This window comes from Sphingomonas sp. BE123 (assembly GCF_031456015.1).
In the GTDB taxonomy this organism is placed as follows: Bacteria; Pseudomonadota; Alphaproteobacteria; order Sphingomonadales; family Sphingomonadaceae; genus Sphingomonas.
In genome coordinates, this window is the sequence record NZ_JAVDTW010000001.1 from 232,918 (window position 1) to 255,633 (window position 22,716).

Below are 22,716 nucleotides of genomic sequence, written 5' to 3' on the forward strand. Positions count from 1 at the left end.
TATAGGGTGCGGCGCAGCACATCCAAATTGGAAGAGTCGCTGTCGTTGATCGATCAAATCACTCAATAATAGGTGATTGATCGATTGTCAGGCGATGGCGCGATAGACGCTATAGCTGCTCGTTGCCGTCAGCACGACGCCGACCAGGATCAGGAGCGCCTTGGTCGGGACGCGCTTGGCAAGGATCGCGCCGAACGGAGCGGCGATCACGCCGCCGATGAGCAGGCCGACCACTGCCTCGGTAAAGGCCGAAAAGCCCAGATGCACGATGAAGGTGATCGATACCGACAGCGTCAGGAAAAACTCGACGCTGTTGACCGTCCCGATCGTGTAGCGCGGCTGGGTCCCCTGGATCAGCAGGTTGCTCGTGACCACCGGACCCCAGCCGCCGCCGCCGGCAGCGTCGAGAAAGCCGCCCGCCAGACCCAGCGGCTCGACGATTTTCGGTTCGCGATGATGACGAGTCGGGAAGCTTACCCCGCGCCACAGCAGGTAGACGCCGATCAGCGCGAGATAGGCCATGACATAGGGGCGGGTGACCGATGCGTCCAAGGTGCTCAGCAGATAGGCGCCGGTCACCCCGCCAATCACGCCGGGGATGAGCAGCCGGAAGAACAGCTTCCAGTTCACATTCTTGTGGATCGCATGGCTAATGCCCGAAACGCCGGTCGTGAAACACTCGGCGAGATGGACGCCAGCGGAGGCGGTTGCCGGCGGGACGCCGAGGACGCTGACCAGCAATGTGCTCGAGATCACGCCGAACGCCATGCCCAGCGCACCATCGACGATCTGGGCCGCGAAGCCGACCGCGATGAACGGGAGCAGTGCCTGGACGTCGAAACCTTCAAACATGCGCGCACCTACTCTCGATCCGACGCCGGGTTTGCCGGGCGGCGGCAATTCCCACAAGATACATCGTGTTTAACGGGTGCAAGCCAAATCCTTGCCCCGCTGGAATTGCGCAAAGCACATCCCTAAATAGGGCGCCGTACGAAAAGGGGCCTGATCATGTTCGGCGGCGTCGCAGCCTATCTCGAGTCCATTCGCGCCCGCGATCCGGCGCCGCGCAGCCGTCTCGAAATCCTGCTCTATCCGGGAGTGTGGGCGCTGTTCTGGCATCGGATCGCGCACCGGCTGTTCCGGGCGCGGCTGTTTTTCCTGGCGCGCGCCGTGAACCACCTGTCGCGCTGGCTGACGGCAATCGACATCCACCCGGGCGCAACGATCGGGCGCAATTTCTTTATCGACCACGGCTTTGTCGTGATCGGCGAAACGGCCGAGATCGGTGACAATGTCACGATTTACCAGTGTGTTACGCTGGGCGGGACCAGCCCGGACAATGGTGTGGCTGGCAAACGCCATCCGACGCTGGCGGATGGGGTGATCATCGGATCGGGGGCGCAGGTTCTGGGCCCGATCACCGTCGGCGCGCGCGCCCGGGTCGGCGCCAATGCAGTGGTGACCAAGGACGTGCCCGAAGGCGCCGTGATGGTGGGCATTCCGGCCAAGCCGACGCTGGTCGAAGCGCAGTCGTGGAATCGCGAATTCGTGCCCTATGGAACGCCGTGCAGCGAATTGTACGACCCCGCGACGCAGAAGCTTGAGCTGATGCGCTGTGAGCTTGAGACGATGCGCAAGCGCCTTGACGAGTTGATGGCTGAGCGGGCCGCTGCGGCTCAGCCGGAGCTGCGCGACCGGGCGTGAGCGGATCGGTCACGCCGCTGCCACTGCGCCCGGCCGGCCAGGTCGGGTTCGACCGTGCCGAACTGACCCGCATTCTCGACCTGTACGGCCGGATGGTCGCCGCCGGCCACTGGCGCGACTATGCGATCGACCTGGGCCGAGAGGCAGCCGTCTTCGCCGCGTTTCGCCGCGCTGCCGAACGCCCCGCCATGCGCATCGAGAAGCGACCCGCACTGCGCGCGCGCCAGGGCATGTGGACGCTGTGGGGCGAGCATGGCGTGGTGCTGAAGCGGGGCCATGAGCTTGGCTCGGTGCTCGCCCCGCTCGAACGGCGGCTGATCAAGCTCATCGCCGACTGAAGCGATCAGGCGGTGAAACGCTTGGTGAACCCCTTCACGTTTCCTAGAACAGCGGGCTGGGTATCGACCCGGTCGACCGCTGCCATTGCCGGTCCTTCGCGACACTGATCGACAAAGGCTTCCAGCGCGCTGTCGGTGCCGTCGGCGAGGATTTCAACGCGCCCGTCCTGCAGGTTGCGCACCCAGCCGGTAACCCCGAGCGCGCGCGCGGTGCGCACCGCCCAGTCACGATAGCCGACGCGCTGGACGCGTCCTTCAATCAGCAAACGCTGCGCTGTCATAGTCGATAATCCTGATTACACGTGCACCGACCGGTGCACCACGGCGTCATAGTCCCGACTGCGGGTCCACGCCCAGACCGCCCCGGCGCGGGGGCGGGGCAGTTCGACGCGGATCGTCGGATCAGGCGGGAGCGAAGGCTCCGGCATCATCCATGAGATGCAGCACCCCGTCGTTGATCGCGAAATAGGCGCCGCGAATCGTCAGTGTTCCGGCAGCTTCGCGCACCGGGATGAACGGGAAGGAGCGCAGGTTGCGGATCGACGTGCGCACCGTTTCGAGCTCCATCTCGCGACTCGCCTCCGGTCCCTCTCCGAACTCTGCCTTGATCCGGTCGCGCGCCGCGTCGAGCAGGCTGACCCAGGCATGGACGAAACCGCCCTCGCCGGGCGGGCTGTGCTGGAACATTTCGGTCAGCGCGGCATGGGCGCCGCCGCACATGCCGTGACCGAGTACCACGATTTCCTCAACCTCAAGCCGGGTGACCGCGAACTCCAGGGCAGCGGACACCCCGTGCCGGCCACCATCGTTCTCGAATGGGGGTACGAGGTTGGCGACATTGCGGACGACGAAGATTTCGCCGGGCAGCGTGTCGAAGATCTGCGCCGGTTCCACGCGGCTGTCCGAACAGGCGATCACCATGACCTTGGGGCTCTGTCCCTCTGCCAGTTGGGCCCAGCGTTCATGCTGGCGGCGGTAATCAGCGGTGCGGAAGCGGCGATAGCCATCGATCAGATCGTTGAAATGCGTCATGCCGGGTCCATTGGCGCGTGCTGACAGGGCTGGCAAGCCGGCGGGATCATCGCTATCTGCGCGCGATGACCGAGATGTCCCCGATCCCAGCCCCGCGTCCCGAACGTCAGCGCAAGCCCGACTGGATCCGAGTCAAGGCGCCGACCTCTGCCGGCTTTGCTGCGACGCGCGCGCTGATGCGCTCGAAAAGCCTCACCACAGTGTGCGAGGAAGCGGCCTGCCCGAATATCGGCGAGTGCTGGAGCAAGAAGCACGCGACGGTGATGATCCTGGGCGACACCTGCACCCGCGCTTGTGCCTTTTGCAACGTCAAGACCGGCATGCCGCGCGCGGTCGACCCGATGGAGCCCAACAATGTCGCCGATGCGGCGGTTCAGATGGGGCTTGAGCATATCGTGATCACTTCGGTCGATCGCGACGACCTGCCCGATGGCGGCGCGAAGCAATTCGTCAGGGTGATCGAGGCGATCCGCAAGGCGTCGCCGACCACGACGATCGAGATCCTGACGCCGGACTTCCGCAACAAGCATGAAGCGGCGGTCGAGATGATCGTCGCGGCGCGGCCGGACGTGTACAACCACAATCTCGAAACCGTTCCGCGTTTGTATCCCACCATTCGCCCGGGTGCGCGCTATTATGCGTCGATCCGCCTGCTGGAGCAGGTCAAGAAGCTCGATCCGTCGATCTTCACCAAGTCGGGCATCATGCTGGGTCTTGGCGAAGAGCGGCTCGAGGTCCATCAGGTGATGGACGACATGCGCAGCGCCGACATCGATTTCCTGACGATGGGGCAGTATCTGCAGCCCACGCCACGCCACGCCAAGGTGCAGGATTTCGTCACGCCGGCGGCGTTTGACGCCTATGCTGCGATCGCGCGGGCCAAGGGCTTCCTGCTGGTTGCATCCTCGCCGCTCACGCGGTCGAGCTACCATGCCGGCGACGACTTTGCGAAGATGAAGGCGGCGCGTGACGCCAAGCTGGCAAAGGCGGTGGTGACCGCCTGATGCCACGTCATGCCGAGACCCGGCGGCTGCCTTACACGCCGGAACAGATGTTCGACCTGGTCGCCGATGTCGGGCGCTATGGCGAGTTCCTGCCATGGGTCACTGCGGTGCGGGTCCGATCGAACAGCGAGAGCGAGATGGTCGCGGACCTGATGGTGGGGTTCAAGGGACTGCGCGAAACCTTTACCAGCCGGGTCCAGAAACAGCGGCCCGGGCATATCCGGGTCGAGTATCTGGAAGGGCCGCTGAAGCACCTGCACAATGACTGGAAGTTCCGACCGGACGGCGAAGGCGGCGTGCTCGTCGATTTCGAGGTCGATTTCTCGTTCAAGAACCGCGTGTTCGAGATGCTGGCCGGGCAGGTCTTCGATCGTGCGCTGCGGATGATGATCGGCGCGTTCGAACAGCGCGCCGCGGTGCTTTACGGCGCCTCGGGGGGAAGCAGCAGTTCGAGCGCACACAGCGCCGCCTGAAGCCGTACGCCGCCACGGCCAAGGTCACCGAAGTCGCGGGTGTCGGCGACTACCACATCCGGATCCGCTGCCTGTTCGGCGCGGGCAAACACGACATGGCCGACCGGTTTCTTGTCGCTGCCGCCGCCCGGGCCGGCGACCCCGGTGATCGCGACGGCGACATCGGCCCCGCTCTGTGCGAGCGCGCCCTGCGCCATGCTCCACGCCGTGGCGACCGAGACAGCGCCGAACGTGTCGAGCACGTCGCGGCTGACCTTCAGCTGCTTCACCTTGGCGTCGTTCGAATAGGTGACGAACCCGGCGATCAGGATTTCCGACGAGCCCGGGATTTCGGTGATTGCGGCGCTGACCAGGCCGCCGGTGCAGCTTTCCGCCACCGCCACGGTACGGCCGGCGGCGCGGTTGGTTTCGACGACGCGGCGTGCGGCATCGACCAGCTCGGCAGGGAGAATCATGTCCATCATTTGGGTCGCGCCATAGGGCAAAGCGGCAGCTTTGGCCCGTCTTTTCGACGGTCGGCGTCGAGCTGCGCCATGCCGACGAAGACGCCGGCGAGGTTCTTGGGCGGGAGCGGTGCAAGATTGGCGACGATCTTGTCGAGCTTGGGGCAATCGGCCGGCTCGATCATCTGGCCGGCGAGCGGCACCACGATCACCTTGAGCGCCGGCAGGACGAACATCGAGCCGGCAATCGGTTGAAGATCGGGGCCGAGCAGCTTGGCGATGCCGCTGCGCGCCGAGGGGAGCGCCGGGGCAACGCCAGACTGGAGCCGGGCGGCGAAGGCGGGGTTGGGACGGCGGAGAAACGCCGAGGCGGGGAGCGCGGTGCAGACCCGCCCCATCTCACTCACCATGTCGGGCAACAGCACCTGGAACAGCGCTTCGGCCTCGCCATCGGTGAGACAGGGGCGCGGCTGTGCCTGAACGCTGGACGCGACAAGGCCGGTCCAGAGCAGGGCGGTGGCGGCAAGGTGGCGGATACGCATGAACTTACTCCGTCAGCGGCCGCGATGGGCAGCCCGTCGGATTGTTGTAGATACGCGCGGGATCGCAAAGGCTGAACCGCGACACTTTATTCGGTCCGTTCGGGAAGTCGGATCGTGGCAACGGCCTGGGCCGCGATGCCTTCGCCGCGCCCGGTGAAGCCGAGCCGTTCGGTGGTGGTGGCCTTGAGGCTGACCTTGGCCACGGGCAGCTTCAGGATTTCGGCGATGCGCGCGCGGATCGCGTCGCGGTGCGGGCCGATCTTGGGCTCCTCACAGATCAGGGTGAGGTCGATGAAGTCGATGATGCCGCCCTCTGCCCGGACCAACGATGCCGCGTGTTCGAGGAAGCGGTCCGACGCGGCGCCGCGCCATTGCGGATCGCTGGGCGGGAAGTGCATCCCGATATCCCCGGCGCAGATCGTGCCGAGCAGCGCATCGGTGATCGCATGCAGCGCGACATCGGCGTCGCTGTGTCCGGCCAACCCCTTGTCATGCGGGATCAGCACGCCACCGAGCCAGAGCTCCTCGCCCGTCGCGAGCCGATGGACGTCATACCCAATCGCGCTGCGCGAAACGAGGCTGGCGGCATGACGCGCCTCGGCAGCGGCGAAATCGGCGGGGTGAGTGATTTTCTCGAGCATTGCGTCTCCGGGAACGAGTGCGACGTCATGGCCCGCGCGGCGGAGCATCTGGGCGTCGTCGGTGGCTTCCTCGCCGTCCGGCCAGGCGCGATGGGCGGCGAGGATGGCGTCGAAATGGAAGGCTTGCGGTGTCTGGATGCGGTTGAGCCCGGCGCGCGGGACGTTGTCGCCGAGGGTGTCGCTGCCTTTGGCGAGCGTGTCGGCGACGGGGAGGGCGGGGACTGCGCCGGGGGCGTGGTCGAGCGCGGCGAGCAGCGCGTCGATGACTGCGGTCGGGATGAAGGGGCGGGCGGCGTCGTGGATCAGGACGCGGGTGACGCTTTTGCCCTCCAGTGCCTCCAGCCCGGCGCGGACCGAGTCGCGGCGTTCGGCTCCGCCTTGGACAAAACTGACAGTTTCGAGCTGGAGTGCGCGCGCGTGTTCCTGCTGTCCTGCGCCGATCACGATGATGACGTCACTTATCATCGGATGCGATGATAGCGCGGTAACGCTATGTAACAGAATGGGTTTTCCGCACAGATCGGCAAACTGCTTCGGGATCGTCCCCCCGGCCCGCACCCCTTTTCCGGCGGCGACGATGATCGCGGCGGTAGTCATGGCGCGACCGGCTCAGACCGCTTGGCCAGACTGACCGCCCTGCGCGATCCGGGGAGGCCAAGGCTGGACCGCGTGTGTCGGACGCGGCGGTCCGGATGACGAAAAGGCAAGGCAGGGTGCATGGCACCTGCCTAGCGAGAGAGCCCGCTGTAGGAAAGTTCGCTGACGCGAGCCGGTGGGGCCATTGGCCGGCATCGACCCGGAAACAGCCCGCCGGGCGGAACGATCGCGTCCGGTGAACGTCCTCTATCAAACCCCAGTGAGAGAGGCATGCATGGATTTCCAGTTCAACAGCGACAACCGGATCGAGGGCAATGACGCCATGGCGGAGCAGGCTGAAGCGCGGGTGCGCGATCGGCTTGATCGCTTTCAAGGCCGGCTGACCCGGGTTGAGGTGCATGTCCGCGACATCGATGGCACCACCAACGGCGCTGAGGGCGTCGAGGCAGCGATCGAGGCGCGCCCGGCGGGAGCGCAGCCCGTGGCGGTGAGCGATCGCGGCCCGAAGCCGGAAGCGGCGATCAACGGGGCGCTGAAGAAGCTGGCGATGCGGTTGGATAGCGAGTTCGGGAAGGCCGATCGGGTTCGACAAGGCTGACCCCGCAGAAGGCGGGGATCGCGACGCACCTCTGACTTGCATCCCCGCCCTTGCCGGTATAGGCGCTCGTGCCTAAATTTCAGGCACAAATGACCATGTTGAACCCCATCCAGGTCGGGCCGGTTACGGTCGAGACGCCGGTGATTCTGGCACCGATGACGGGCGTTACCGATCTGCCGTTCCGACGGCTCGTGCGCCGCTATGGCTCCGGCCTCAACGTTACCGAAATGATCGCGAGCCAGGCGGCGATCCGCGAGACGCGGCAGTCGGTGCAGAAGGCGGCATGGGATCCGATCGAGGAGCCGGTGTCGATGCAGCTGGTCGGCTGCACCCCCTATGAAATGGCCGAGGCGGCGAAGCTGAACGAGGATCGCGGCGCGGCGATCATCGACATCAACATGGGCTGTCCGGTTCGCAAGGTGACCAATGGCGATGCCGGATCGGCGCTGATGCGCGTGCCGGACCTCGCCGCCAAGCTGATCGAAGCCTGCGTCAAGGCCGTGTCGGTGCCGGTGACGGTCAAGATGCGCATGGGCTGGTGCCACGACAGCCTGAACGCCCCCGAGCTGGCGCGCGTCGCCGAAGAGCTGGGCGCGAAGATGGTGACGGTCCATGGCCGCACCCGCAACCAGATGTACAAGGGCAGCGCCGACTGGGCGTTCGTGCGCAAGGTCAAGGACGCGGTGTCGATCCCGGTGATCGTCAATGGCGACATCTGCACGGTCGAGGATGCGCGCACCGCGCTGGCGCAGTCGGGTGCCGATGGCGTGATGATCGGGCGCGGCGCCTATGGCAAGCCATGGGTGCTGCGGCAGGTGATGGACGCGCTGAGCGGCAAGGGCGAGCGGCCCGACCCCGGCATCGACGAGCAATATGCCCTGATCGCAGAGCATTACGCGATGATGCTCGACCATTATGGCGAGATGACCGGCGTCAACCTGATGCGCAAGCATATCGGATGGTACACCAAGGGGCTGCCGGGATCGGCCGAGTTCCGCAACAAGGTGAACCAGGAGCCGAAGGCCGCGACCGTGCTGGGCATGCTCGACGAATTCTATGCGCCGTTTCGCGGCATGCCGGCGCTGGGATCATGGCCGTCACGCGAAGCGGCCTGAGGCCGCCGCCGCAGCCGGGCGAGCCGGATCTGGGGGAGCTGTTCGGCGGATTGCCGGTGGCGGCGCTGGTGCTCGACCCGCAGGACCGTGTGGTGCGCGCCAATATGGCGTGCGAGCATCTGCTCAACCACAGCGAAAAGGCGATGCTGGGGCAGCGGCTCGAGCGCGTGGTGACCTTGCCCGAGGGCTATGGCGCGCGGCGCGACGGGCATGGCTTTGCCGCCTATGATGTCGAGATCGAGCCGACCCGCTCGCCGCGGACCCGGGTCGATTTCATCGAGGCGCCGATCGCCGAGCATCCCGGCTGGCGCATCGTGACGCTGCATCAGGCGCCGACGTCGCGCCGGCTGTCGGTGGGGGCGGATCGCAGCGCGGGGGCGCGCGCCGCGGTGGGCGCGGCGGCGATGCTGGCGCATGAGATCAAGAACCCGCTGTCGGGCATTCGCGGTGCCGCGCAGTTGCTGGCCGGTGACGACGATCCCGAGACGCGCGGCGAACTGACCCAGCTGATCACCACCGAAGTCGACCGCATCGCTGCGCTGATCGACCGGATGCAGGACTTCACCGACACGCGCCCGCCCAAGCTGGCGCCGCACAATATCTATCCGCTGCTCGACCATGCGCGGCGGGTGGCGCTGGCGGGATTTGCGCGGGGGATGGTGATCGAAGAGCGGTTCGATCCGTCGCTGCCCCCGGTGATGATGGACAAGGACGCGTTTCTGCAGATCGCGATGAATTTGCTCAAGAATGCCGCCGAAGCGCTGCGCGACACGCCAGATCCGAAGATCATCCTATCCACGCAATACCGCCATGGCGTCGCGATGCGGCCCGGGCCGGACCAGCCGCGCCGCTGGCTGCCGATCGAGTTTTCGGTGACCGACAATGGCCCGGGCGCACCGGCGGATATCGCCAGCCATTTGTTCGAGCCGTTCGTGTCGGGCAAGCCCGAGGGCAAGGGGCTGGGGCTGCCGCTGGTCGAAAAGCTGGTGCGCGACATGGGCGGGGTGGTCGAATATGCCCGCGCCGGCGATCCGGAGATGACGGTGTTTCGGGTGAATTTGCCGAGGGCGGACGGGTGAGCGCCTCCATCCTCATCTGCGACGACGACGCCGCGATCCGCATGGTGGTGACGCAGGCGCTACGCCGCGCGGGGCATCGCGTGACGGCGGCGGCGTCGCTGGGCGAGCTGCGGCGCGAGCTTGGCGCGGCGCGGCCCGATGTGCTGGTGACCGATGTCGTGCTGCCCGATGGCAATGGGCTGGATTTCGTTGCGACCTTTACCGGCGAGACGCCCGACGTGCCCGTGATCGTGCTGTCGGCGCAGAATACGCTGTCGACGGCGGTGCGCGCGACCGAGGCGGGGGCGTTCGACTATCTGCCCAAGCCGTTCGACCTGGATGCGCTGACCGCGACGGTGGCGAGCGCGCTGGCGCGGGGACGGCGGCTGGTCGACGATTTGCCCGCGTCGGAGGAGCAGGCGGTGGCGCTGATCGGGCGCTCGCCGGCGATGCAGGACGTGTATCGCGTGATCGCGCGGGTGGTGTCGAACGAGCTGACCGTGCTGATCACCGGCGAGAGCGGCACCGGCAAGGAGCTGGTCGCGCAGGCAATCCATGACCTGGGGCCGCGTCGCCGGGCGCCGTTCGTCGCGATCAACATGGCCGCGATCCCGCGCGAGCTGATCGAGGCCGAGCTGTTCGGGCACGAAAAGGGCGCGTTTACCGGGGCGGGTGCCCGGGTGGCGGGCAAGTTTGAGCAGGCGAGCGGGGGCACGTTGTTCCTCGACGAAATCGGCGACATGCCGATGGAGGCACAGACGCGGCTGCTGCGCGTGCTGCAGTCGGGCGAGTTCACCACCGTCGGCGGGGCGCGCGCGATCCGCGCGGACGTGCGCATCGTTGCCGCGACCAACAAGGATCTGATGAACCAGGTGGTGTCGGGGCAGTTCCGCGAGGATCTGTTCTACCGCCTCAACGTCGTGCCGATTGCGTTGCCGGCGTTGCGCGAGCGGCGGCAGGACATCCGGTTGCTGGCGCGCCATTTCCTCGACCGCGCGGTGGAGGATGGCCTGCCGCGCAAGCATGTCGGCGACGATGCGATCGCGGTGCTTGAGGCGCATGACTGGCCGGGCAATGTGCGCGAGCTGGAGAACCTCATGCGGCGCATGGCGGCGCTGCATCGCGACGAGTGGATCGACGGCGATGCGGTGCGCGCGATGCTGGGCGAGGGCAGCGGGCTCGCCGCGCCGACGCGCGATGCGGGGATCGAGGCGGCGGTGATCGCGCGGCTGACCCGGCTGGCTGCGGAGGAGCCGGCGGTGCTGGAGGACGGTACGCTGTACGACCGCATCATCGGCGAGGTCGAGCGGCCGCTGATCGAGGCGATGCTGGCGCGGCACGGGCACAATCAGCTGCGCGCGGCGCGGGCGCTGGGGATCAACCGCAACACGCTGCGCAAGCGGCTGGACACGCTGGGGATCGATGTCGGCGGGCGGCTGGATGACCCGGCCTAGCGGCGGATTTGGCCCGTTTAGCGACAGGTTGAGCGACAAGTGTGTTTTCATGGCAACAATGTTGTTGTAGCCATGTCACGATGGATGTTGCCGCCAAGCCACTGACCGATGCGGGTGCGACTCGCGGGCGGCTGAGCATCACTCCTTTTGTCGAGATCCTCGTGCTTGGCATCGCGCTGGCGGTGCTGGTCACAAGCTATTTCGTCGTGAGCGGGAATACGGGCTCGCAGCGGTTGCTGACCCCGCCGCTGGTTGCACTGCTGCTGGTCGGCAATCTGATCCCGCTGGTTGCGTTGATCGTGCTGGTCGGGCGGCGCGTGGCGATGCGGCGCGCAGCGCGGTCGCCGCTGGGTGGGCGCGCGCGGTTGCATGTGCGGCTGGTCGCGATCTTTTCGATCCTGGCGAGTGTGCCGACGATCTTCGTGTCGATCGTGGCGTCGCTGCTGTTCCAATATGGGGTCGAGTTCTGGTTTTCGGACCGGGCGCGCGGGATGCTCGAAAACGCGTCTGCGGTCGCCGCCGGCAGTTTCGACGATTTGAAATATCGGGTTGGCGAGAACGCCGACAAGATGGCGTTGGATATCGCGGTCGAACTGATGGACACGCCGATCGATACGCCGCGCTTCACGCAATTCTTCGCGTTTCAGACCCGGCAGCGCGAATTGTCCGAGGCGGTACTGTTGCGCGAATTGCCGTCGGGCGAATTTCAGACGCTGGCGATCCTCAATCCCTATGAAGCCCTGATCGAGCAGCAGATCAGTCGGGACGCCATCCGCAAGATCAAGGCCGGCGAAACCAAGGCGATCGTGGAGGACGCGGGTGGGCGTGTCCGTGCCCTGATCCGGCTACCGCAATCGCCCGACCTGTATCTCTATGTCGCTCGGGTGGTTGATCCCGCCTGGCTGCAGCGCCGCGCGCGGGCGGAGTCCGTTCTGGCCGACTACAAGACGCTGACCGAGCGGTCGCGTGCGCTTCAGCTGCAGTTCAACGTTGCGCTACTGCTGCTTTCGCTTCTGGTCGTGGGACTGGCAGTATGGGCCGCGCTTGTGATCGCCGACCGCCTTGTCCGCCCTGTTGGCGATCTCGTGAAAGCGGCGCGGGATGTCGCGGAGGGCGACCTTGGCACCCGCGTGCCCACGCCGCGCGCGGATGACGAGATCGGGACGCTGGCCACCGCGTTCAACCGCATGACCGACCGGTTACAGGAACAGACCAACGCGCTCGTTGACGCCAATGCCGAATCCGAAGGCCGCCGCGCGCTGATCGAGGCGGTGATGTCCGGCGTGACGGCGGGCGTGCTGTCGATCGATGCCGATCGGCGCATCCGGCTGATCAACAGCTCCGCCATGGCGTTGTTGCGACCGGGCGATGCACCGGTCGGCAAGCTGCTGGCCGAGGTGTCGCCGGAGCTGGACGCGGTACTGGGCGGGGAGACGCGCGAGGATATCGTGCAGCTGACCAGCGGGGGCGAAGCGCGGACGCTGGCGGTGAAGATTACCCGCGACGAAGCGGGGCAGGTGCTGACGTTCGACGACATCACCCAGCAATTGCTCGATCAGCGGCGCGCGGCCTGGTCCGACGTCGCGCGGCGCATCGCGCACGAGATCAAGAACCCGCTGACCCCGATCCAGCTCGCCGCCGAACGGCTGCAGCGGCGCTATGGCAAGAAGATCGAGAGCGACGATGGCACCTTTGCCAAGCTGACCGACACGATCGTGCGGCAAGTCGGCGATCTGCGGCGGATGGTGGACGAATTCTCGTCCTTTGCGCGGATGCCCAAGCCGATCTTCCGGGCGGAGTCGATCATCGACATCGCGCGCCAGACGCTGTTCCTGCATGAAGTGGCCAAGCCGGACCTGCAGTTCCGCTTTGACGCGCCCGATACGCTGCCGCCGCTGGTGTGCGACCGCCGCCAGCTGGGGCAGGCGCTGACCAATCTGGTCAAGAATGCGGTTGAAGCGGTGGAAGCCCGCGAGGGTGGCGAGCCGGGCGAGATCGTGATGCGGGTGCATGAAGCAGCGGACGCGCAACTGATGATCGAGGTTGCCGACAATGGCGTCGGCCTGCCCGCCGAGCGCGAGCGGATCGTCGAACCCTATATGACGACGCGCAGCCGGGGCACCGGGCTGGGCCTGGCGATCGTCAAGAAGATCGTCGAGGAGCATTTCGGCACGATGGCCTTTGCCGATCGTGACGGCGGGGGGACGGTGGTGACGCTGTGTTTCGACACCGCGACGCTGGAGCGGCTGGCGGGGACCGGGGGCAGCGACGAGACGGAACAGGGTGGCGCGGGGATTTCCCCGCCGACCCCGACCAAGAACGGAAACGCACAATGACACTCGATATCCTGGTCGTCGACGACGAGAGCGACATCCGCGAACTGGTCGCGGGGGTGCTGGAAGACGAGGGGTATGAAACCCGCAGCGCGGCCGACAGCGACGCCGCACTCGAAGCGATCGCCGAGCGGCGGCCGAGCCTGGTGCTGCTGGATGTGTGGTTGCAGGGGTCGCGGCTCGACGGGCTCGACCTGCTCGACGAGATCAAGCGGCGCGACCCGTCGATCCCGGTGCTGGTGATTTCGGGCCATGGCAATCTCGACACCGCCGTCGCGGCGATCCGGCGCGGGGCATCGGACTTCATCGAAAAGCCGTTCGAGGCCGAGCGGCTGCTGCTGCTGGTCGAGCGCGCGACCGAGACCGAGCGGTTGCGGCGCGAAGTCGCGTCGTTGCGCGCAACGGTCGGGCGCAGCACCGACCTGCACGGCACATCGGGCGCAATCAACGCGGTGCGTGCGACGCTGAAGCGGGTCGCTGCGACCGGCAGCCGGGTGATGATCACCGGCGGCCCGGGGACCGGCAAGGAGGTTGCCGCCCGCCTGCTGCACGAATGGAGCCATCGCGCCGACGGGCCGTTCGTGATCGTCAGCGCCGCGCGGATGACGCCGGAGCGGGTCGAGGAGGAATTGTTCGGGGTCGAGGACGGCGATCTGGTCCATCCCGGCCTGCTTGAGCAGGCGCATGGCGGCACGCTGTTCCTGGACGAGATTGCCGACATGCCGATCGCGACGCAGGGCCGAATCCTGCGCGTGCTGACCGAACAGAAGTTCAACCGCGTCGGTGGGCAGCGGCAGGTCAAGGTGGACGTCCGCGTGGTTTCAGCGACGGGCCGCGACCTGACCGCCGAGATCGCCGAAGGGCGGTTCCGCGAAGACCTGTTCTATCGCCTGAACGTCGTGCCGGTGGCGATCCCGCCGCTGACCGAGCGGCGCGAGGATATTCCCGCGCTGGTCGAGCATTTCGTGGCGCATTATGCGACCGAACGGCGCGTGCCGACGCCCGAGGTCGCCGCCGAAGCGATGGTTGCGCTGCAAAGCTATGAATGGCCCGGCAATGTCCGCCAGCTGCGCAATGTGGTCGAGGCGACGGTGATCCTGGCACCGGGCGACCGGATCGGGCGGATCGACGTCGACATGCTGCCGACCGACGTACTCGGCCGCCGTGACGATGGCGGGATGGGCGCGGCGACGATCATGGGTGCGCCGCTCAAGGAAGCGCGGGAGAATTTCGAGCGCGAATATCTGCGCGTTCAGATCAAGCGCTTTTCGGGCAATATTTCGCGCACTGCGCATTTCATCGGGATGGAGCGCTCGGCGCTGCACCGGAAGCTCAAGCTGCTCGGCATCCATGAAGGTCGCGAGGAATGAACGCCATTCCTCCTCTGAGCGGGCTCGGGGGAGGAACGGGGCCGACGCTCAGGACGACAGCTTCATCAATCCGATCCCGCTGACGATCAGCGCGGCGGCGAGCAGGCGGGCGGGGGTGATCGCTTCGCCGAGAAAGGCGATGCCGACAATGAACGCGCCGATCGCGCCGATGCCGGTCCAGATCGTATAGGCGGTGCCCAGCGGCAATTCGCGCATCGCGGCGGCAAGCAGCGCGAAGCTGGCAATCAGCGCGACGATTGTGATGGCGGCGGGCAGGGGACGGGTGAAGCCGTCCGACAGCTTCATCGTGCTGGCCCAGACAATCTCGAGCAATCCGGCGGCGAACAACAGAATCCAGGCCATATGGCCCTCCTTTCGCAAGAGAGCCGGGCCGTCCCGGACTTGGACCCGCGCCGAGCGGGGGAGGGCGTGGCCTCGCGCCCGCGATATGGGGCAGCATCGGCACGATACAAGGGCCGCTATGGACGTTGCCGCGGGCAATACCTACATTGCGCACATCGCGCCGCTTCGTGGCGTGCATCCGACGCCGGGAAACGGCGCGACTGCGGGAAATCCCCGCCAAAAACAGTGAGCTGCATCATGGCCGACAAGCAGACATCCCTTCAGGACCTGTTCCTCAACGCGCTGCGCAAATCCAAGACCCCGGTGACCATGTTCCTGGTCAAGGGCGTGAAGCTGCAGGGGATCGTGACCTGGTTCGACAATTTTTCCGTGCTGCTGCGCCGCGACGGCCAGTCGCAGCTGATCTACAAGCACGCGATTTCGACGATCATGCCATCGGGTTCGGTCGATGTGGCGTCGATCGTCGATGCAATCCCCGACACCCCGTCCAAGAACCCGGTCTTGCAGGAGATTTTCCTGGGCGCGGTGAAGCGTCAGCAGGAAAATGTGACGATGTTCCTGGTCAATGGCGTGATGCTGCAGGGCGGGATCGCGGCGTTCGACCTGTTCTGCATGCTGTTGCAGCGCGATGGCGTGTATCAGCTGGTCTACAAGCATGCGGTGTCGACGATCCAGCCGGCGCACCCGCTGGACCTGACCGATCAGGGCGAGGAAGCCTGACCCTTTTGAAAGCCAATCAATGAGTACCGGATTTGACCGCGACCCCGACGAGTTTTCGCGCGGGGCGCGGGCGATCGTCGTCTATCCCGACCTTGGCGGATCGAGCCGGGATGCCGAGGCGCGGCTGGAGGAAACGGCCGGGCTCGCGCTGGCGATCGGCGTGGAGGTGGTCGAGCGCGCCGCGCTGCGCATCCGCGCGGCCAAGCCGGGCACGCTGATCGGATCGGGTCAGGTCGAGGCGCTGGCCGAGACGGTGCGCGACCGCGAACTGGGGCTGGCGGTGTTCGACGCCGCCTTGACGCCGGTGCAGCAGCGCAATCTGGAAACCGCGCTCGGCTGCAAGGTGATCGACCGCACCGGCCTGATCCTCGAAATCTTCGGCGAACGCGCCCGCACCGCCGAGGGGCGGTTGCAGGTCGAGCTGGCGCATCTCGACTATCAGGCGGGGCGACTGGTGCGCAGCTGGACCCACCTGGAGCGCCAGCGCGGTGGTTTCGGCTTTCTGGGCGGTCCGGGCGAAACCCAGATCGAGGCGGACCGCCGCCTGATCCGCGACCGCATGGCGCGGCTGCGGCGCGAGCTGGATTCGGTGAGCCGCACGCGCGGATTGCACCGCGAGCGGCGGCAGCGGGCACCCTGGCCGGTGATCGCGCTGGTCGGCTATACCAACGCCGGAAAATCCACGCTGTTCAATCGCTTGACCGGCGCTGACGTCATGGCGGAAAACCTGTTGTTCGCGACGCTGGACCCAACCCTGCGGCAGATTTCGCTGCCGGGGATCGACAAGGCGATCCTGTCGGACACGGTGGGCTTCGTCTCCGAACTGCCGACTCAGCTGGTCGCAGCGTTCAAGGCGACGCTGGAGGAAGTGGTGTCGGCGGACCTGTTGATCCATGTCCGCGACATCGCCCATCCCGACAGCGAGGCGCAGCGCGACGATGTCGAGAGCGTGCTCAAGGACATCGGGGTTTCGGAAGAGACACCGCGGTTCGAGGCGTGGAACAAGCTCGACCTGCTCGACGCCGAACGGCGCACCGAGGTGCTTGCCGAAGCGGCGAAGCGCGACGATGTGCTGGCAGTGTCGGCGCTGAGCGGGGAGGGGGTCGACACGCTGATCGATCGCGTCGCCGCGCGGCTGACGCTGGGCCATCGCCGCTATCGCGTGACGCTGGATGCTGCCGATGGCGCCGGCGCGGCGTGGCTGCACCAGCATGGCGAGGTGGTGGAGCACTGGATCGAGGGCGAGAGCGCGGTTTACGAGGTCCGCATGGCGCCCAAGGATCATGAACGTTTCGCGGTGCGTAACGGATGACGGCACGGCGTGCGGTAATGCTGGGGCTCGGCGCGCTGTTGCTGGTCGCGGCCGGGCCGGCGGCGCGCGAACCGGCAACGGTGCGCGTTCGGCTGGTGACCAGCGCGGGTCCGATCACGCTGGCGCTCGACGCAAAGCGCGCGCCGCTGACGACAGCGAATTTCCTGCGCTATGTCGATGACGGGCGGCTCGAGGGCACCTATTTCTACCGCGCGGCGCGCCGCAAGGGCGACCCGACCAAGGGTTTTGTCCAGGGCGGAATCGGTACCGATGCGCGCCGGATCCTGCCATCGGTTCCGCTTGAGCCGACCAGCAAGACCGGGATCAAGCATCTGAGCGGCACGATTTCGATGGCGCGGTCGATCCAGCCCGATTCGGCACATGGCAATTTCTCGATCATGGTCGGCGACAATCCGGCGCTCGACGCCCGACCCGGCAAGCCCGGCTATGCCGCGTTCGGGCGCGTAATCGGCGGCATGGAGGTGGTGCAGCGGATGCTGGCAATGCCGACGGGCGGCGGACGCGACGAGATGCGCGGGCAGATGATCCTCGAACGGGTACGGATCGTTCGCGCCGAGCGGCTCGACGGGACTGCGCGGCCCACCGGCCGGCCCAAGCCGTGGCTGATCAAGCTGCCCTGGCTCGATCGCTGACGCGGCGGTTCGGGAAATCTACCTAATCGCACCGCCACACCTTGTTGCGATGCAGCATTATTGCCATATGGTCGCAATGGATACCGAGCAGGGGGCGGAGGCAGCGCCCAACCCGACACCGATCGTGCTGGAGGGGATCGTCAGGCAGAAATGCATGAACGCGATCTACAACCGCACGCGCATGGTGCTGGCGCCGCACATCCTGTATACCCGTGGCGGGTCGCTCTATGTCGACGCGCAGGTGATCTCGCGCGATTTCGTCATCCCGCGCGAAGAGAAATTCGGGACCTTCAAGGTCGACGGGCTGCGCAACCTGGCGCTGACCGACCGCGATTTCGCGATCAGCCGGCTCTATCTGCCCGAATCCGAGAAATATGACGGCACCACGTTGATGGCGGTCGAACCACAGGGCGCCGCTTCGTTTTGAGTACTACTCGGCCGATTTGACCGCGACCCAAAGGTTTTCCTTCTCATCCAGCGATAATCCGACGAACGCGTCACCCGCCTTTGCCTCCATCGCGCGGAAGCGGCGTTCGAACTTGGCGTTCGCGGCACGCAATGCAGCCTCGGGATCGATGCCGAGCTTGCGCGACCAGTTGACCGTGGCGAAGAGCAGGTCGCCGATTTCCTCGGCGCGGTGATCGTCGCTGGTCGCGCTCTCGACCTCGGCCAGTTCCTCGTCGATCTTGGCGCGGGCATCGGCCGGGTCGGTCCAGTCGAACCCGGTACGCGCGGCGCGCTTCTGCAGCTTTTCGGCGCGGGTGAGGGCGGGGAGGCCGATCGCGACCCCGTCCAGCGCCCCGCTTGTCCCCTTGCTCCCCCGCTCTTCGGCCTTGATTTGTTCCCACAGGTGATGGCCGCCCGAGTCCGCGCCGCGAAAGATGTGCGGGTGGCGGCGCTCCATCTTGTCGCAAATGCCGGCGATGACGTCCGAGAGGTCGAACGCGCCGAGTTCCTGCGCGATGCGGCTGTGGAAAATCACCTGGAGCAGCAGGTCGCCGAGTTCGTCCTTGAGCTCGGTCAGGTCATCGCGCGCGATGGCGTCGGCAACCTCATAGGCTTCCTCGATCGTATAGGGCGCGATGGTCGCGAACGTCTGGACAGTATCCCATTCGCAACCGGTCACCGGATCGCGCAGCCGCGCCATGATCGCCATCAGCCGCTCGATACCGGGGGGCGTGATTGCGGGGCTGTTCGGCGCGGGGGAGACCGCCTGCTCGCTCATGGCATAAGTCCGATAATATACATTATGTTAAATCCGTATCGCTATGCGGCTCGAGGATCAGGACGTTCCCCTCCACCCGCCACGACTTGAGGCGCGACAGGAAGTTCATGCCAAGGACGTCGAGGTCGCCAAAGCTGGGCGCGACGAATACGGTGAGATTGTCGGTGGCGAGCGGCCCGACGGCGATACGCGCCGCCTCAGCCCGGCGCGCGTCGATCGGGCCGTTGGCCGTCGACACCCGCACTGGCGCGCCGTTCGTGTAATCGATCCCAGCAGCGCGCGCGGTTTCCTCGCTGATTGCGCTGACGGTCGCGCCGCTGTCGACCAGCATGCGGCGTTCGACGCCGTTGATCGTCGCACGGGCCCAGAAATGCCCGTCCGGTGACATGCGGATGCGCACGGTTTCGCCCGCAGTGACCTGGGGCGGCGATGTCAGGCCGATGCTTGTGCCGAGCGCGCGCAACTGGCCGCCAATCTTGTCCTTGTTGACCACGATCAGATAGATGACCCCCGCAATCGCGGCCCAGCCGAGGACGGTCTTGACGATGAAACCGAACTGCATGTTGCGGATGCTGAGCGAGCCGAGCACCAGCGCGAGGAACGCGACCAGCGAAACCAGCTGAATGATCTGGGTTTCGGTCAAACGTGCACCTCCATCCCGTCATGGCCCGGCTCGACCCCGGCGGGCAGTTCGGCCTTCAAAGTCATATAGTCCATCGAGTGATCCATATGAACGAGAACCGTGCGGCGCGCACGACATTGCTGCGCCCAAGCGAGCGTTTGCGCCAGATGCGGGTGCGTCGGGTGCGGCTCACGGCGCAGCGCGTCGGCGACCCACAGGTCGAGATCGCTGTAGAGTGCCGCCATCTCATCTGTGAAGATATTGAAATCAGTGGCATAGCCGACCGACTTGCCAGCGTGTTCGAAACGTAGCCCGGCGCTGGTGATGCCCCCGTGCGGCTGATCGACCGTGCGTACGACGATGTCGCCAATCGTCATGCCGTCGCGCAGCGGTTCGATCGTCGCGGTCGGGCGATAGGGCCCTCCCCCTTCGAACACGTAGCGAAAGCGCGTGCGCAGCCGCTCCTGCGTCTTCCAGTCGGCAAGGCCGCGCACCGGGGCGCCGCGCAAATGCATCAGCTGGCGCAGATCGTCGATGCCGTGACAATGATCGGCATGGTCATGGGTCCAGATCACCGCGTCGATATCCGCGACATTGGCAGCGATGAGTTGCTCGCGCAGGTCCGGACTGGTGTCGACCAGAATGCGGGTGGCGCCGGCCTCGACCAGGATCGACGCCCGAGTGCGTCGGTTGCGCGGGTCGGTTGCGTCGCAGCTGCCCCAGTCGTTGCCGATGCGGGGGACGCCGGAGGATGTCCCCGAACCGAGGATACGGACCTTCACGCCGCGGCCAGCGTCTTTGCGAACAACCGGTGGAAGTTTTCGCGCGTCGCCTCGGCGAGCTCCTCGGCGTCCATTCCACGCAGCTGGGCGAGGAAGCGGCAGGTGTCGGCGACGAAGGCCGGCTCACCGGTCTTGCCGCGATGCGGGACCGGGGCGAGGAACGGGGCGTCGGTTTCGATCAGGAGCCGGTCGAGCGGGAGCCGCGCGGCGGTTTCCTGAAGGTCGCGGGCGTTCTTGAACGTCACGATACCGGATATTGAGATATAAAAGCCCAATTCCAGTGCCTTGTCAGCGAATTCTCCACTTGCTGTGAAGCAGTGGATCACACCGGGATAAGCCCCCTTCCCCATTTCCTCGGCGAGGATCGCGGCGGTATCCGCCTCCGCATCGCGGGTGTGGACGATCAGCGGCAGGCCGGTCTCGCGGCTGGCGGCGATGTGCGCGCGGAAGCTGGTCTGCTGCTGGGCGCGGTCGCTATGGTCGTAATAATAGTCGAGCCCGGTTTCGCCGATGCCCACGACACGCGGGTGGGCGGCGCGGGCCACCAGCTTGGCGGTGTCGATATGGGGATGCTCGTCCGCTTCGTGCGGGTGGATGCCGACCGTCGCCCAGACGTCACGCTCACGCTCGGCGGTGGCGAGCACCTCATCCCATTCACGCTCGCGGGTCGCGATGTTGAGCATCGCGACGACGCCGGTCTCGCGGGCGCGGGCGAGCACCTCGGGCTGCTGCTCGCCAAGACCCTTGTAATTGAGGTGGCAGTGGCTGTCGGCGAGCCTCATGCGGTCGGTTCCTCCGCCAGCACAAGGCGCGGGAACACGCCGGTCGGCGGGTCGAGGCGGAAGCCCGACGCCACGGCTTCATCATACCAGCCCTTGTTGTCGAGCGCGGCGTGGTCGCGCGCGCTCTGGCCGAGCTGATCGAGGATCTTGCCCGCGCTTTCGGGGATCACCGGCAGGACCAGGATCGCGAGATCGCGGATCGCGCGGACCAGCGTGCCGAGCACGGCGTGCATCCGTTCCGGGTCGGTCTTGCGCAGCGCCCAGGGGGCCTGAACGTCGATATACTGGTTGCAGGCGAACACGGCGCGCATCCACGCCTCGAGAGCCTGGTTGAGCGCGAGGGTTTCGAACGCAGTGCGGAATTCGCGTCCCGCCTCGTCGATGGCCGCGAGCAGTTCGGCGTCTGCCGGATCGCTCCGCCCCGCTTCGGGCAGCGCGCCTTCGAGATTCTTGGCGATGAACGACAGCGTACGCTGGGCGAGGTTGCCGAAGCTGTTCGCCAGATCGGCATTGGCGCGGGTCACGATCGCGTCGTCGCTGAAGCTGCCGTCATTGCCGAACGCAACCTCACGCAGCAGGAAATAGCGCAGCGCGTCGACGCCATAGAGCCGCGTCAGCTCCATCGGATCCGCGACATTGCCGGTCGATTTCGACATCTTCTCGCCGCGGTTCAGGATGAAGCCGTGCGCGAAGACTTGGCGCGGCAACGGCAGATCGGCCGACATTAGGAAGGCGGGCCAATAGACGGCGTGGAAGCGGGTGATGTCCTTGCCGATCAAATGCAGGTTCGCCGGCCAGTAGCGCGCCAGATCGCTGCCCTCGTCCGGATAGCCGGTGCCGGTCAGGTAATTGGTCAGCGCATCGACCCAGACATACATGACGTGGCCGGGCGCATTCGGCACCGGCACGCCCCAGTCGAAGCTGGTGCGCGAAACCGACAGGTCGACCAGACCGCCCTCAACGAACTTCACCACCTCGTTGCGCGAGCGTTCCGGGCGGATGAAGTCGGGATTGGCGGCGTAGAGGTCGAGCAATGGCTGCTGGTATTTCGACAGGCGGAAGAACCAGGTTTCCTCGGCGGTCCATTCGACCGGCGTGCCCTGGGGCGACAGCTTGACGCCGCCCTCCCCCTGGGTGAGTTCTTTCTCTTCATAGAACGCTTCGTCGCGGACCGAATACCAGCCCTCATAGCGATCGAGATACAGGTCGCCCTTGGCCTCCATCGCGGCCCAGATCGCCTGGCTGGCGGCATAATGATCGGGATCGACCGTGCGGATGAAGCGATCATATGAAATATTGAGATCGCGCGCCATATCACTGAAATAGGCTGACATTTCATCCGCAAGCTGGCGCGGAGTCAGGTCGCGGGCGCGCGCGGTCTGGGCGATCTTGAGGCCGTGCTCATCGGTGCCGGTCTGAAAGCGCACGTCGCGCCCGGCCTGACGCTGGAACCGCGCAATCGCGTCGGCAGCGATCATCTCATAGGCGTGACCGATATGCGGCTTGCCGTTGGGGTAATGGATCGCGGTGGTGATGTAATAAGGTTCGGACATGA

General features: G+C 66.2%; 26 protein-coding genes. 14 read left to right on the top strand and 12 right to left on the bottom strand.

What is annotated here, in order from left to right; translation table 11 throughout:
- Window positions 1-87: 87 nt before the first annotated feature.
- Window positions 88-852, bottom strand: a complete 765-nt coding sequence (locus J2Y54_RS00990) for a sulfite exporter TauE/SafE family protein (protein ID WP_310036205.1) — start codon at window positions 850-852, stop codon at window positions 88-90.
- Window positions 853-1,008: 156 nt separating this feature from the next.
- Between J2Y54_RS00990 and epsC the strand changes: the two genes are divergently transcribed.
- Window positions 1,009-1,704 carry a serine O-acetyltransferase EpsC gene (gene epsC / locus J2Y54_RS00995; RefSeq protein ID WP_310036208.1) on the top strand — a complete coding sequence of 232 codons (696 nt, stop codon included), beginning with the start codon at window positions 1,009-1,011 and terminating at the stop codon, window positions 1,702-1,704.
- Window positions 1,701-2,042: a DUF2794 domain-containing protein gene (locus J2Y54_RS01000; protein WP_310036209.1), complete on the top strand. Its 342-nt coding sequence runs from the start codon at window positions 1,701-1,703 to the stop codon at window positions 2,040-2,042. The genes epsC and J2Y54_RS01000 overlap by 4 nt, the downstream gene beginning before the upstream one ends.
- A gap of 5 nt (window positions 2,043-2,047) precedes the next feature.
- Here J2Y54_RS01000 and J2Y54_RS01005 read toward each other — a convergent pair whose 3' ends face one another.
- Window positions 2,048-2,323: an acylphosphatase gene (locus J2Y54_RS01005; RefSeq protein ID WP_310036212.1), complete on the bottom strand. Its 276-nt coding sequence runs from the start codon at window positions 2,321-2,323 to the stop codon at window positions 2,048-2,050.
- Window positions 2,324-2,444: 121 nt separating this feature from the next.
- Complete coding sequence (locus J2Y54_RS01010) at window positions 2,445-3,074, bottom strand: carbonic anhydrase (protein ID WP_310036215.1); 630 nt, start codon at window positions 3,072-3,074, stop codon at window positions 2,445-2,447.
- A gap of 65 nt (window positions 3,075-3,139) precedes the next feature.
- Here J2Y54_RS01010 and lipA point away from each other — a divergent pair, with 65 nt between their 5' ends.
- Window positions 3,140-4,078, top strand: a complete 939-nt coding sequence (lipA, locus tag J2Y54_RS01015; protein WP_310036218.1) for a lipoyl synthase — start codon at window positions 3,140-3,142, stop codon at window positions 4,076-4,078.
- Window positions 4,078-4,551 carry a type II toxin-antitoxin system RatA family toxin gene (locus J2Y54_RS01020; protein WP_310036221.1) on the top strand — a complete coding sequence of 158 codons (474 nt, stop codon included), beginning with the start codon at window positions 4,078-4,080 and terminating at the stop codon, window positions 4,549-4,551. Before lipA ends, J2Y54_RS01020 begins: the two co-directional genes overlap by 1 nt.
- Here J2Y54_RS01020 and J2Y54_RS01025 read toward each other — a convergent pair.
- From J2Y54_RS01025 to J2Y54_RS01035, 3 genes are all read right to left on the bottom strand, one after another.
- The gene (locus J2Y54_RS01025; RefSeq protein ID WP_310036223.1) at window positions 4,500-5,015 is read right to left on the bottom strand and encodes a CinA family protein; all 516 of its coding nucleotides are present in this window, start codon (window positions 5,013-5,015) and stop codon (window positions 4,500-4,502) included. The genes J2Y54_RS01020 and J2Y54_RS01025 overlap by 52 nt on opposite strands.
- The gene (locus J2Y54_RS01030; protein WP_310036225.1) at window positions 5,012-5,536 is read right to left on the bottom strand and encodes a hypothetical protein; all 525 of its coding nucleotides are present in this window, start codon (window positions 5,534-5,536) and stop codon (window positions 5,012-5,014) included. The genes J2Y54_RS01025 and J2Y54_RS01030 overlap by 4 nt, the downstream gene beginning before the upstream one ends.
- An 86-nt stretch (window positions 5,537-5,622) precedes the next feature.
- Window positions 5,623-6,774, bottom strand: coding sequence for a bifunctional 2-C-methyl-D-erythritol 4-phosphate cytidylyltransferase/2-C-methyl-D-erythritol 2,4-cyclodiphosphate synthase (locus J2Y54_RS01035; protein ID WP_310036227.1), 1,152 nt, complete (start codon window positions 6,772-6,774; stop codon window positions 5,623-5,625).
- A 184-nt stretch (window positions 6,775-6,958) separates the two neighbouring features.
- Between J2Y54_RS01035 and J2Y54_RS01040 the strand changes: the two genes are divergently transcribed.
- The 6 genes from J2Y54_RS01040 to J2Y54_RS01065 all read left to right on the top strand — a co-directional run bounded on the left by J2Y54_RS01040 (window position 6,959) and on the right by J2Y54_RS01065 (window position 14,702).
- Window positions 6,959-7,372, top strand: a complete 414-nt coding sequence (locus tag J2Y54_RS01040; RefSeq protein ID WP_310036230.1) for an HPF/RaiA family ribosome-associated protein — start codon at window positions 6,959-6,961, stop codon at window positions 7,370-7,372.
- Between the two features lie 89 nt (window positions 7,373-7,461).
- Window positions 7,462-8,487 carry a tRNA dihydrouridine synthase DusB gene (gene dusB, locus J2Y54_RS01045; RefSeq protein ID WP_310036232.1) on the top strand — a complete coding sequence of 342 codons (1,026 nt, stop codon included), beginning with the start codon at window positions 7,462-7,464 and terminating at the stop codon, window positions 8,485-8,487.
- Window positions 8,463-9,566: an ATP-binding protein gene (locus J2Y54_RS01050; protein WP_310036234.1), complete on the top strand. Its 1,104-nt coding sequence runs from the start codon at window positions 8,463-8,465 to the stop codon at window positions 9,564-9,566. The genes dusB and J2Y54_RS01050 overlap by 25 nt, the downstream gene beginning before the upstream one ends.
- Window positions 9,563-10,999, top strand: a complete 1,437-nt coding sequence (ntrC, locus tag J2Y54_RS01055) for a nitrogen regulation protein NR(I) (RefSeq protein WP_310036237.1) — start codon at window positions 9,563-9,565, stop codon at window positions 10,997-10,999. The genes J2Y54_RS01050 and ntrC overlap by 4 nt, the downstream gene beginning before the upstream one ends.
- An 80-nt stretch (window positions 11,000-11,079) precedes the next feature.
- Window positions 11,080-13,335 (top strand): ATP-binding protein, encoded by a 2,256-nt coding sequence (locus J2Y54_RS01060; protein ID WP_310036239.1) that lies wholly within the window; start codon window positions 11,080-11,082, stop codon window positions 13,333-13,335.
- Window positions 13,332-14,702, top strand: a complete 1,371-nt coding sequence (locus J2Y54_RS01065; protein WP_310036242.1) for a sigma-54 dependent transcriptional regulator — start codon at window positions 13,332-13,334, stop codon at window positions 14,700-14,702. The genes J2Y54_RS01060 and J2Y54_RS01065 overlap by 4 nt, the downstream gene beginning before the upstream one ends.
- A 48-nt stretch (window positions 14,703-14,750) precedes the next feature.
- Here J2Y54_RS01065 and J2Y54_RS01070 read toward each other — a convergent pair whose 3' ends face one another.
- Complete coding sequence (locus J2Y54_RS01070) at window positions 14,751-15,065, bottom strand: multidrug efflux SMR transporter (RefSeq protein ID WP_310036244.1); 315 nt, start codon at window positions 15,063-15,065, stop codon at window positions 14,751-14,753.
- On the opposite strand from J2Y54_RS01070, the gene hfq reads away from it, so the two are divergent.
- From hfq to J2Y54_RS01090, 4 genes are all read left to right on the top strand, one after another.
- Window positions 15,066-15,785, top strand: a complete 720-nt coding sequence (gene hfq / locus J2Y54_RS01075) for an RNA chaperone Hfq (protein ID WP_405052858.1) — start codon at window positions 15,066-15,068, stop codon at window positions 15,783-15,785.
- Window positions 15,786-15,804: 19 nt separating this feature from the next.
- Window positions 15,805-17,097: a GTPase HflX gene (gene hflX / locus J2Y54_RS01080; RefSeq protein ID WP_310036246.1), complete on the top strand. Its 1,293-nt coding sequence runs from the start codon at window positions 15,805-15,807 to the stop codon at window positions 17,095-17,097.
- Window positions 17,094-17,750, top strand: coding sequence for a peptidylprolyl isomerase (locus J2Y54_RS01085; protein WP_310036247.1), 657 nt, complete (start codon window positions 17,094-17,096; stop codon window positions 17,748-17,750). The genes hflX and J2Y54_RS01085 overlap by 4 nt, the downstream gene beginning before the upstream one ends.
- Window positions 17,751-17,826: 76 nt before the next feature.
- Window positions 17,827-18,177, top strand: coding sequence for a hypothetical protein (locus tag J2Y54_RS01090; protein WP_310036249.1), 351 nt, complete (start codon window positions 17,827-17,829; stop codon window positions 18,175-18,177).
- 3 nt (window positions 18,178-18,180) lie between these two features.
- Here the strand turns inward: J2Y54_RS01090 and mazG are convergent, their stop codons facing one another.
- Genes mazG through metG form a run of 5 tightly spaced genes read right to left on the bottom strand, consistent with a single transcriptional unit; the run spans window position 18,181 to window position 22,714 of the window.
- Window positions 18,181-18,975 carry a nucleoside triphosphate pyrophosphohydrolase gene (gene mazG / locus J2Y54_RS01095; protein WP_310036251.1) on the bottom strand — a complete coding sequence of 265 codons (795 nt, stop codon included), beginning with the start codon at window positions 18,973-18,975 and terminating at the stop codon, window positions 18,181-18,183.
- Between the two features lie 22 nt (window positions 18,976-18,997).
- Window positions 18,998-19,618 carry a TIGR02281 family clan AA aspartic protease gene (locus J2Y54_RS01100; protein WP_310036254.1) on the bottom strand — a complete coding sequence of 207 codons (621 nt, stop codon included), beginning with the start codon at window positions 19,616-19,618 and terminating at the stop codon, window positions 18,998-19,000.
- The gene (locus J2Y54_RS01105) at window positions 19,615-20,379 is read right to left on the bottom strand and encodes an MBL fold metallo-hydrolase (RefSeq protein WP_310036256.1); all 765 of its coding nucleotides are present in this window, start codon (window positions 20,377-20,379) and stop codon (window positions 19,615-19,617) included. Before J2Y54_RS01105 ends, J2Y54_RS01100 begins: the two co-directional genes overlap by 4 nt.
- A complete protein-coding gene (locus tag J2Y54_RS01110) occupies window positions 20,376-21,161 on the bottom strand; it encodes a TatD family hydrolase (RefSeq protein ID WP_310036257.1) in 786 nt (261 codons plus the stop codon). The genes J2Y54_RS01105 and J2Y54_RS01110 overlap by 4 nt, the downstream gene beginning before the upstream one ends.
- A complete protein-coding gene (gene metG, locus J2Y54_RS01115) occupies window positions 21,158-22,714 on the bottom strand; it encodes a methionine--tRNA ligase (protein WP_310036258.1) in 1,557 nt (518 codons plus the stop codon). Before metG ends, J2Y54_RS01110 begins: the two co-directional genes overlap by 4 nt.
- Window positions 22,715-22,716 lie beyond the last annotated feature (2 nt).

Excerpts from the sequence above, each read along its gene's own strand:
- J2Y54_RS00990 (WP_310036205.1), bottom strand. The coding sequence starts at position 852 with ATGTTTGAAGGTTTCGACGTCCAGGCACTGCTCCCGTTCATCGCGGTC.
- epsC (WP_310036208.1), top strand. The coding sequence starts at position 1,009 with ATGTTCGGCGGCGTCGCAGCCTATCTCGAGTCCATTCGCGCCCGCGAT.
- J2Y54_RS01005 (WP_310036212.1), bottom strand. The coding sequence starts at position 2,323 with ATGACAGCGCAGCGTTTGCTGATTGAAGGACGCGTCCAGCGCGTCGGC.
- J2Y54_RS01010 (WP_310036215.1), bottom strand. The coding sequence starts at position 3,074 with ATGACGCATTTCAACGATCTGATCGATGGCTATCGCCGCTTCCGCACC.
- lipA (WP_310036218.1), top strand. The coding sequence starts at position 3,140 with ATGACCGAGATGTCCCCGATCCCAGCCCCGCGTCCCGAACGTCAGCGC.
- J2Y54_RS01020 (WP_310036221.1), top strand. The coding sequence starts at position 4,078 with ATGCCACGTCATGCCGAGACCCGGCGGCTGCCTTACACGCCGGAACAG.
- J2Y54_RS01025 (WP_310036223.1), bottom strand. The coding sequence starts at position 5,015 with ATGATGGACATGATTCTCCCTGCCGAGCTGGTCGATGCCGCACGCCGC.
- J2Y54_RS01030 (WP_310036225.1), bottom strand. The coding sequence starts at position 5,536 with ATGCGTATCCGCCACCTTGCCGCCACCGCCCTGCTCTGGACCGGCCTT.
- J2Y54_RS01035 (WP_310036227.1), bottom strand. The coding sequence starts at position 6,774 with ATGACTACCGCCGCGATCATCGTCGCCGCCGGAAAAGGGGTGCGGGCC.
- dusB (WP_310036232.1), top strand. The coding sequence starts at position 7,462 with ATGACCATGTTGAACCCCATCCAGGTCGGGCCGGTTACGGTCGAGACG.
- J2Y54_RS01050 (WP_310036234.1), top strand. The coding sequence starts at position 8,463 with ATGGCCGTCACGCGAAGCGGCCTGAGGCCGCCGCCGCAGCCGGGCGAG.
- J2Y54_RS01060 (WP_310036239.1), top strand. The coding sequence starts at position 11,080 with ATGGATGTTGCCGCCAAGCCACTGACCGATGCGGGTGCGACTCGCGGG.
- J2Y54_RS01065 (WP_310036242.1), top strand. The coding sequence starts at position 13,332 with ATGACACTCGATATCCTGGTCGTCGACGACGAGAGCGACATCCGCGAA.
- J2Y54_RS01070 (WP_310036244.1), bottom strand. The coding sequence starts at position 15,065 with ATGGCCTGGATTCTGTTGTTCGCCGCCGGATTGCTCGAGATTGTCTGG.
- hfq (WP_405052858.1), top strand. The coding sequence starts at position 15,066 with ATGGCCCTCCTTTCGCAAGAGAGCCGGGCCGTCCCGGACTTGGACCCG.
- hflX (WP_310036246.1), top strand. The coding sequence starts at position 15,805 with ATGAGTACCGGATTTGACCGCGACCCCGACGAGTTTTCGCGCGGGGCG.
- J2Y54_RS01085 (WP_310036247.1), top strand. The coding sequence starts at position 17,094 with ATGACGGCACGGCGTGCGGTAATGCTGGGGCTCGGCGCGCTGTTGCTG.
- J2Y54_RS01090 (WP_310036249.1), top strand. The coding sequence starts at position 17,827 with ATGGATACCGAGCAGGGGGCGGAGGCAGCGCCCAACCCGACACCGATC.
- mazG (WP_310036251.1), bottom strand. The coding sequence starts at position 18,975 with ATGAGCGAGCAGGCGGTCTCCCCCGCGCCGAACAGCCCCGCAATCACG.
- J2Y54_RS01110 (WP_310036257.1), bottom strand. The coding sequence starts at position 21,161 with ATGAGGCTCGCCGACAGCCACTGCCACCTCAATTACAAGGGTCTTGGC.
- metG (WP_310036258.1), bottom strand. The coding sequence starts at position 22,714 with ATGTCCGAACCTTATTACATCACCACCGCGATCCATTACCCCAACGGC.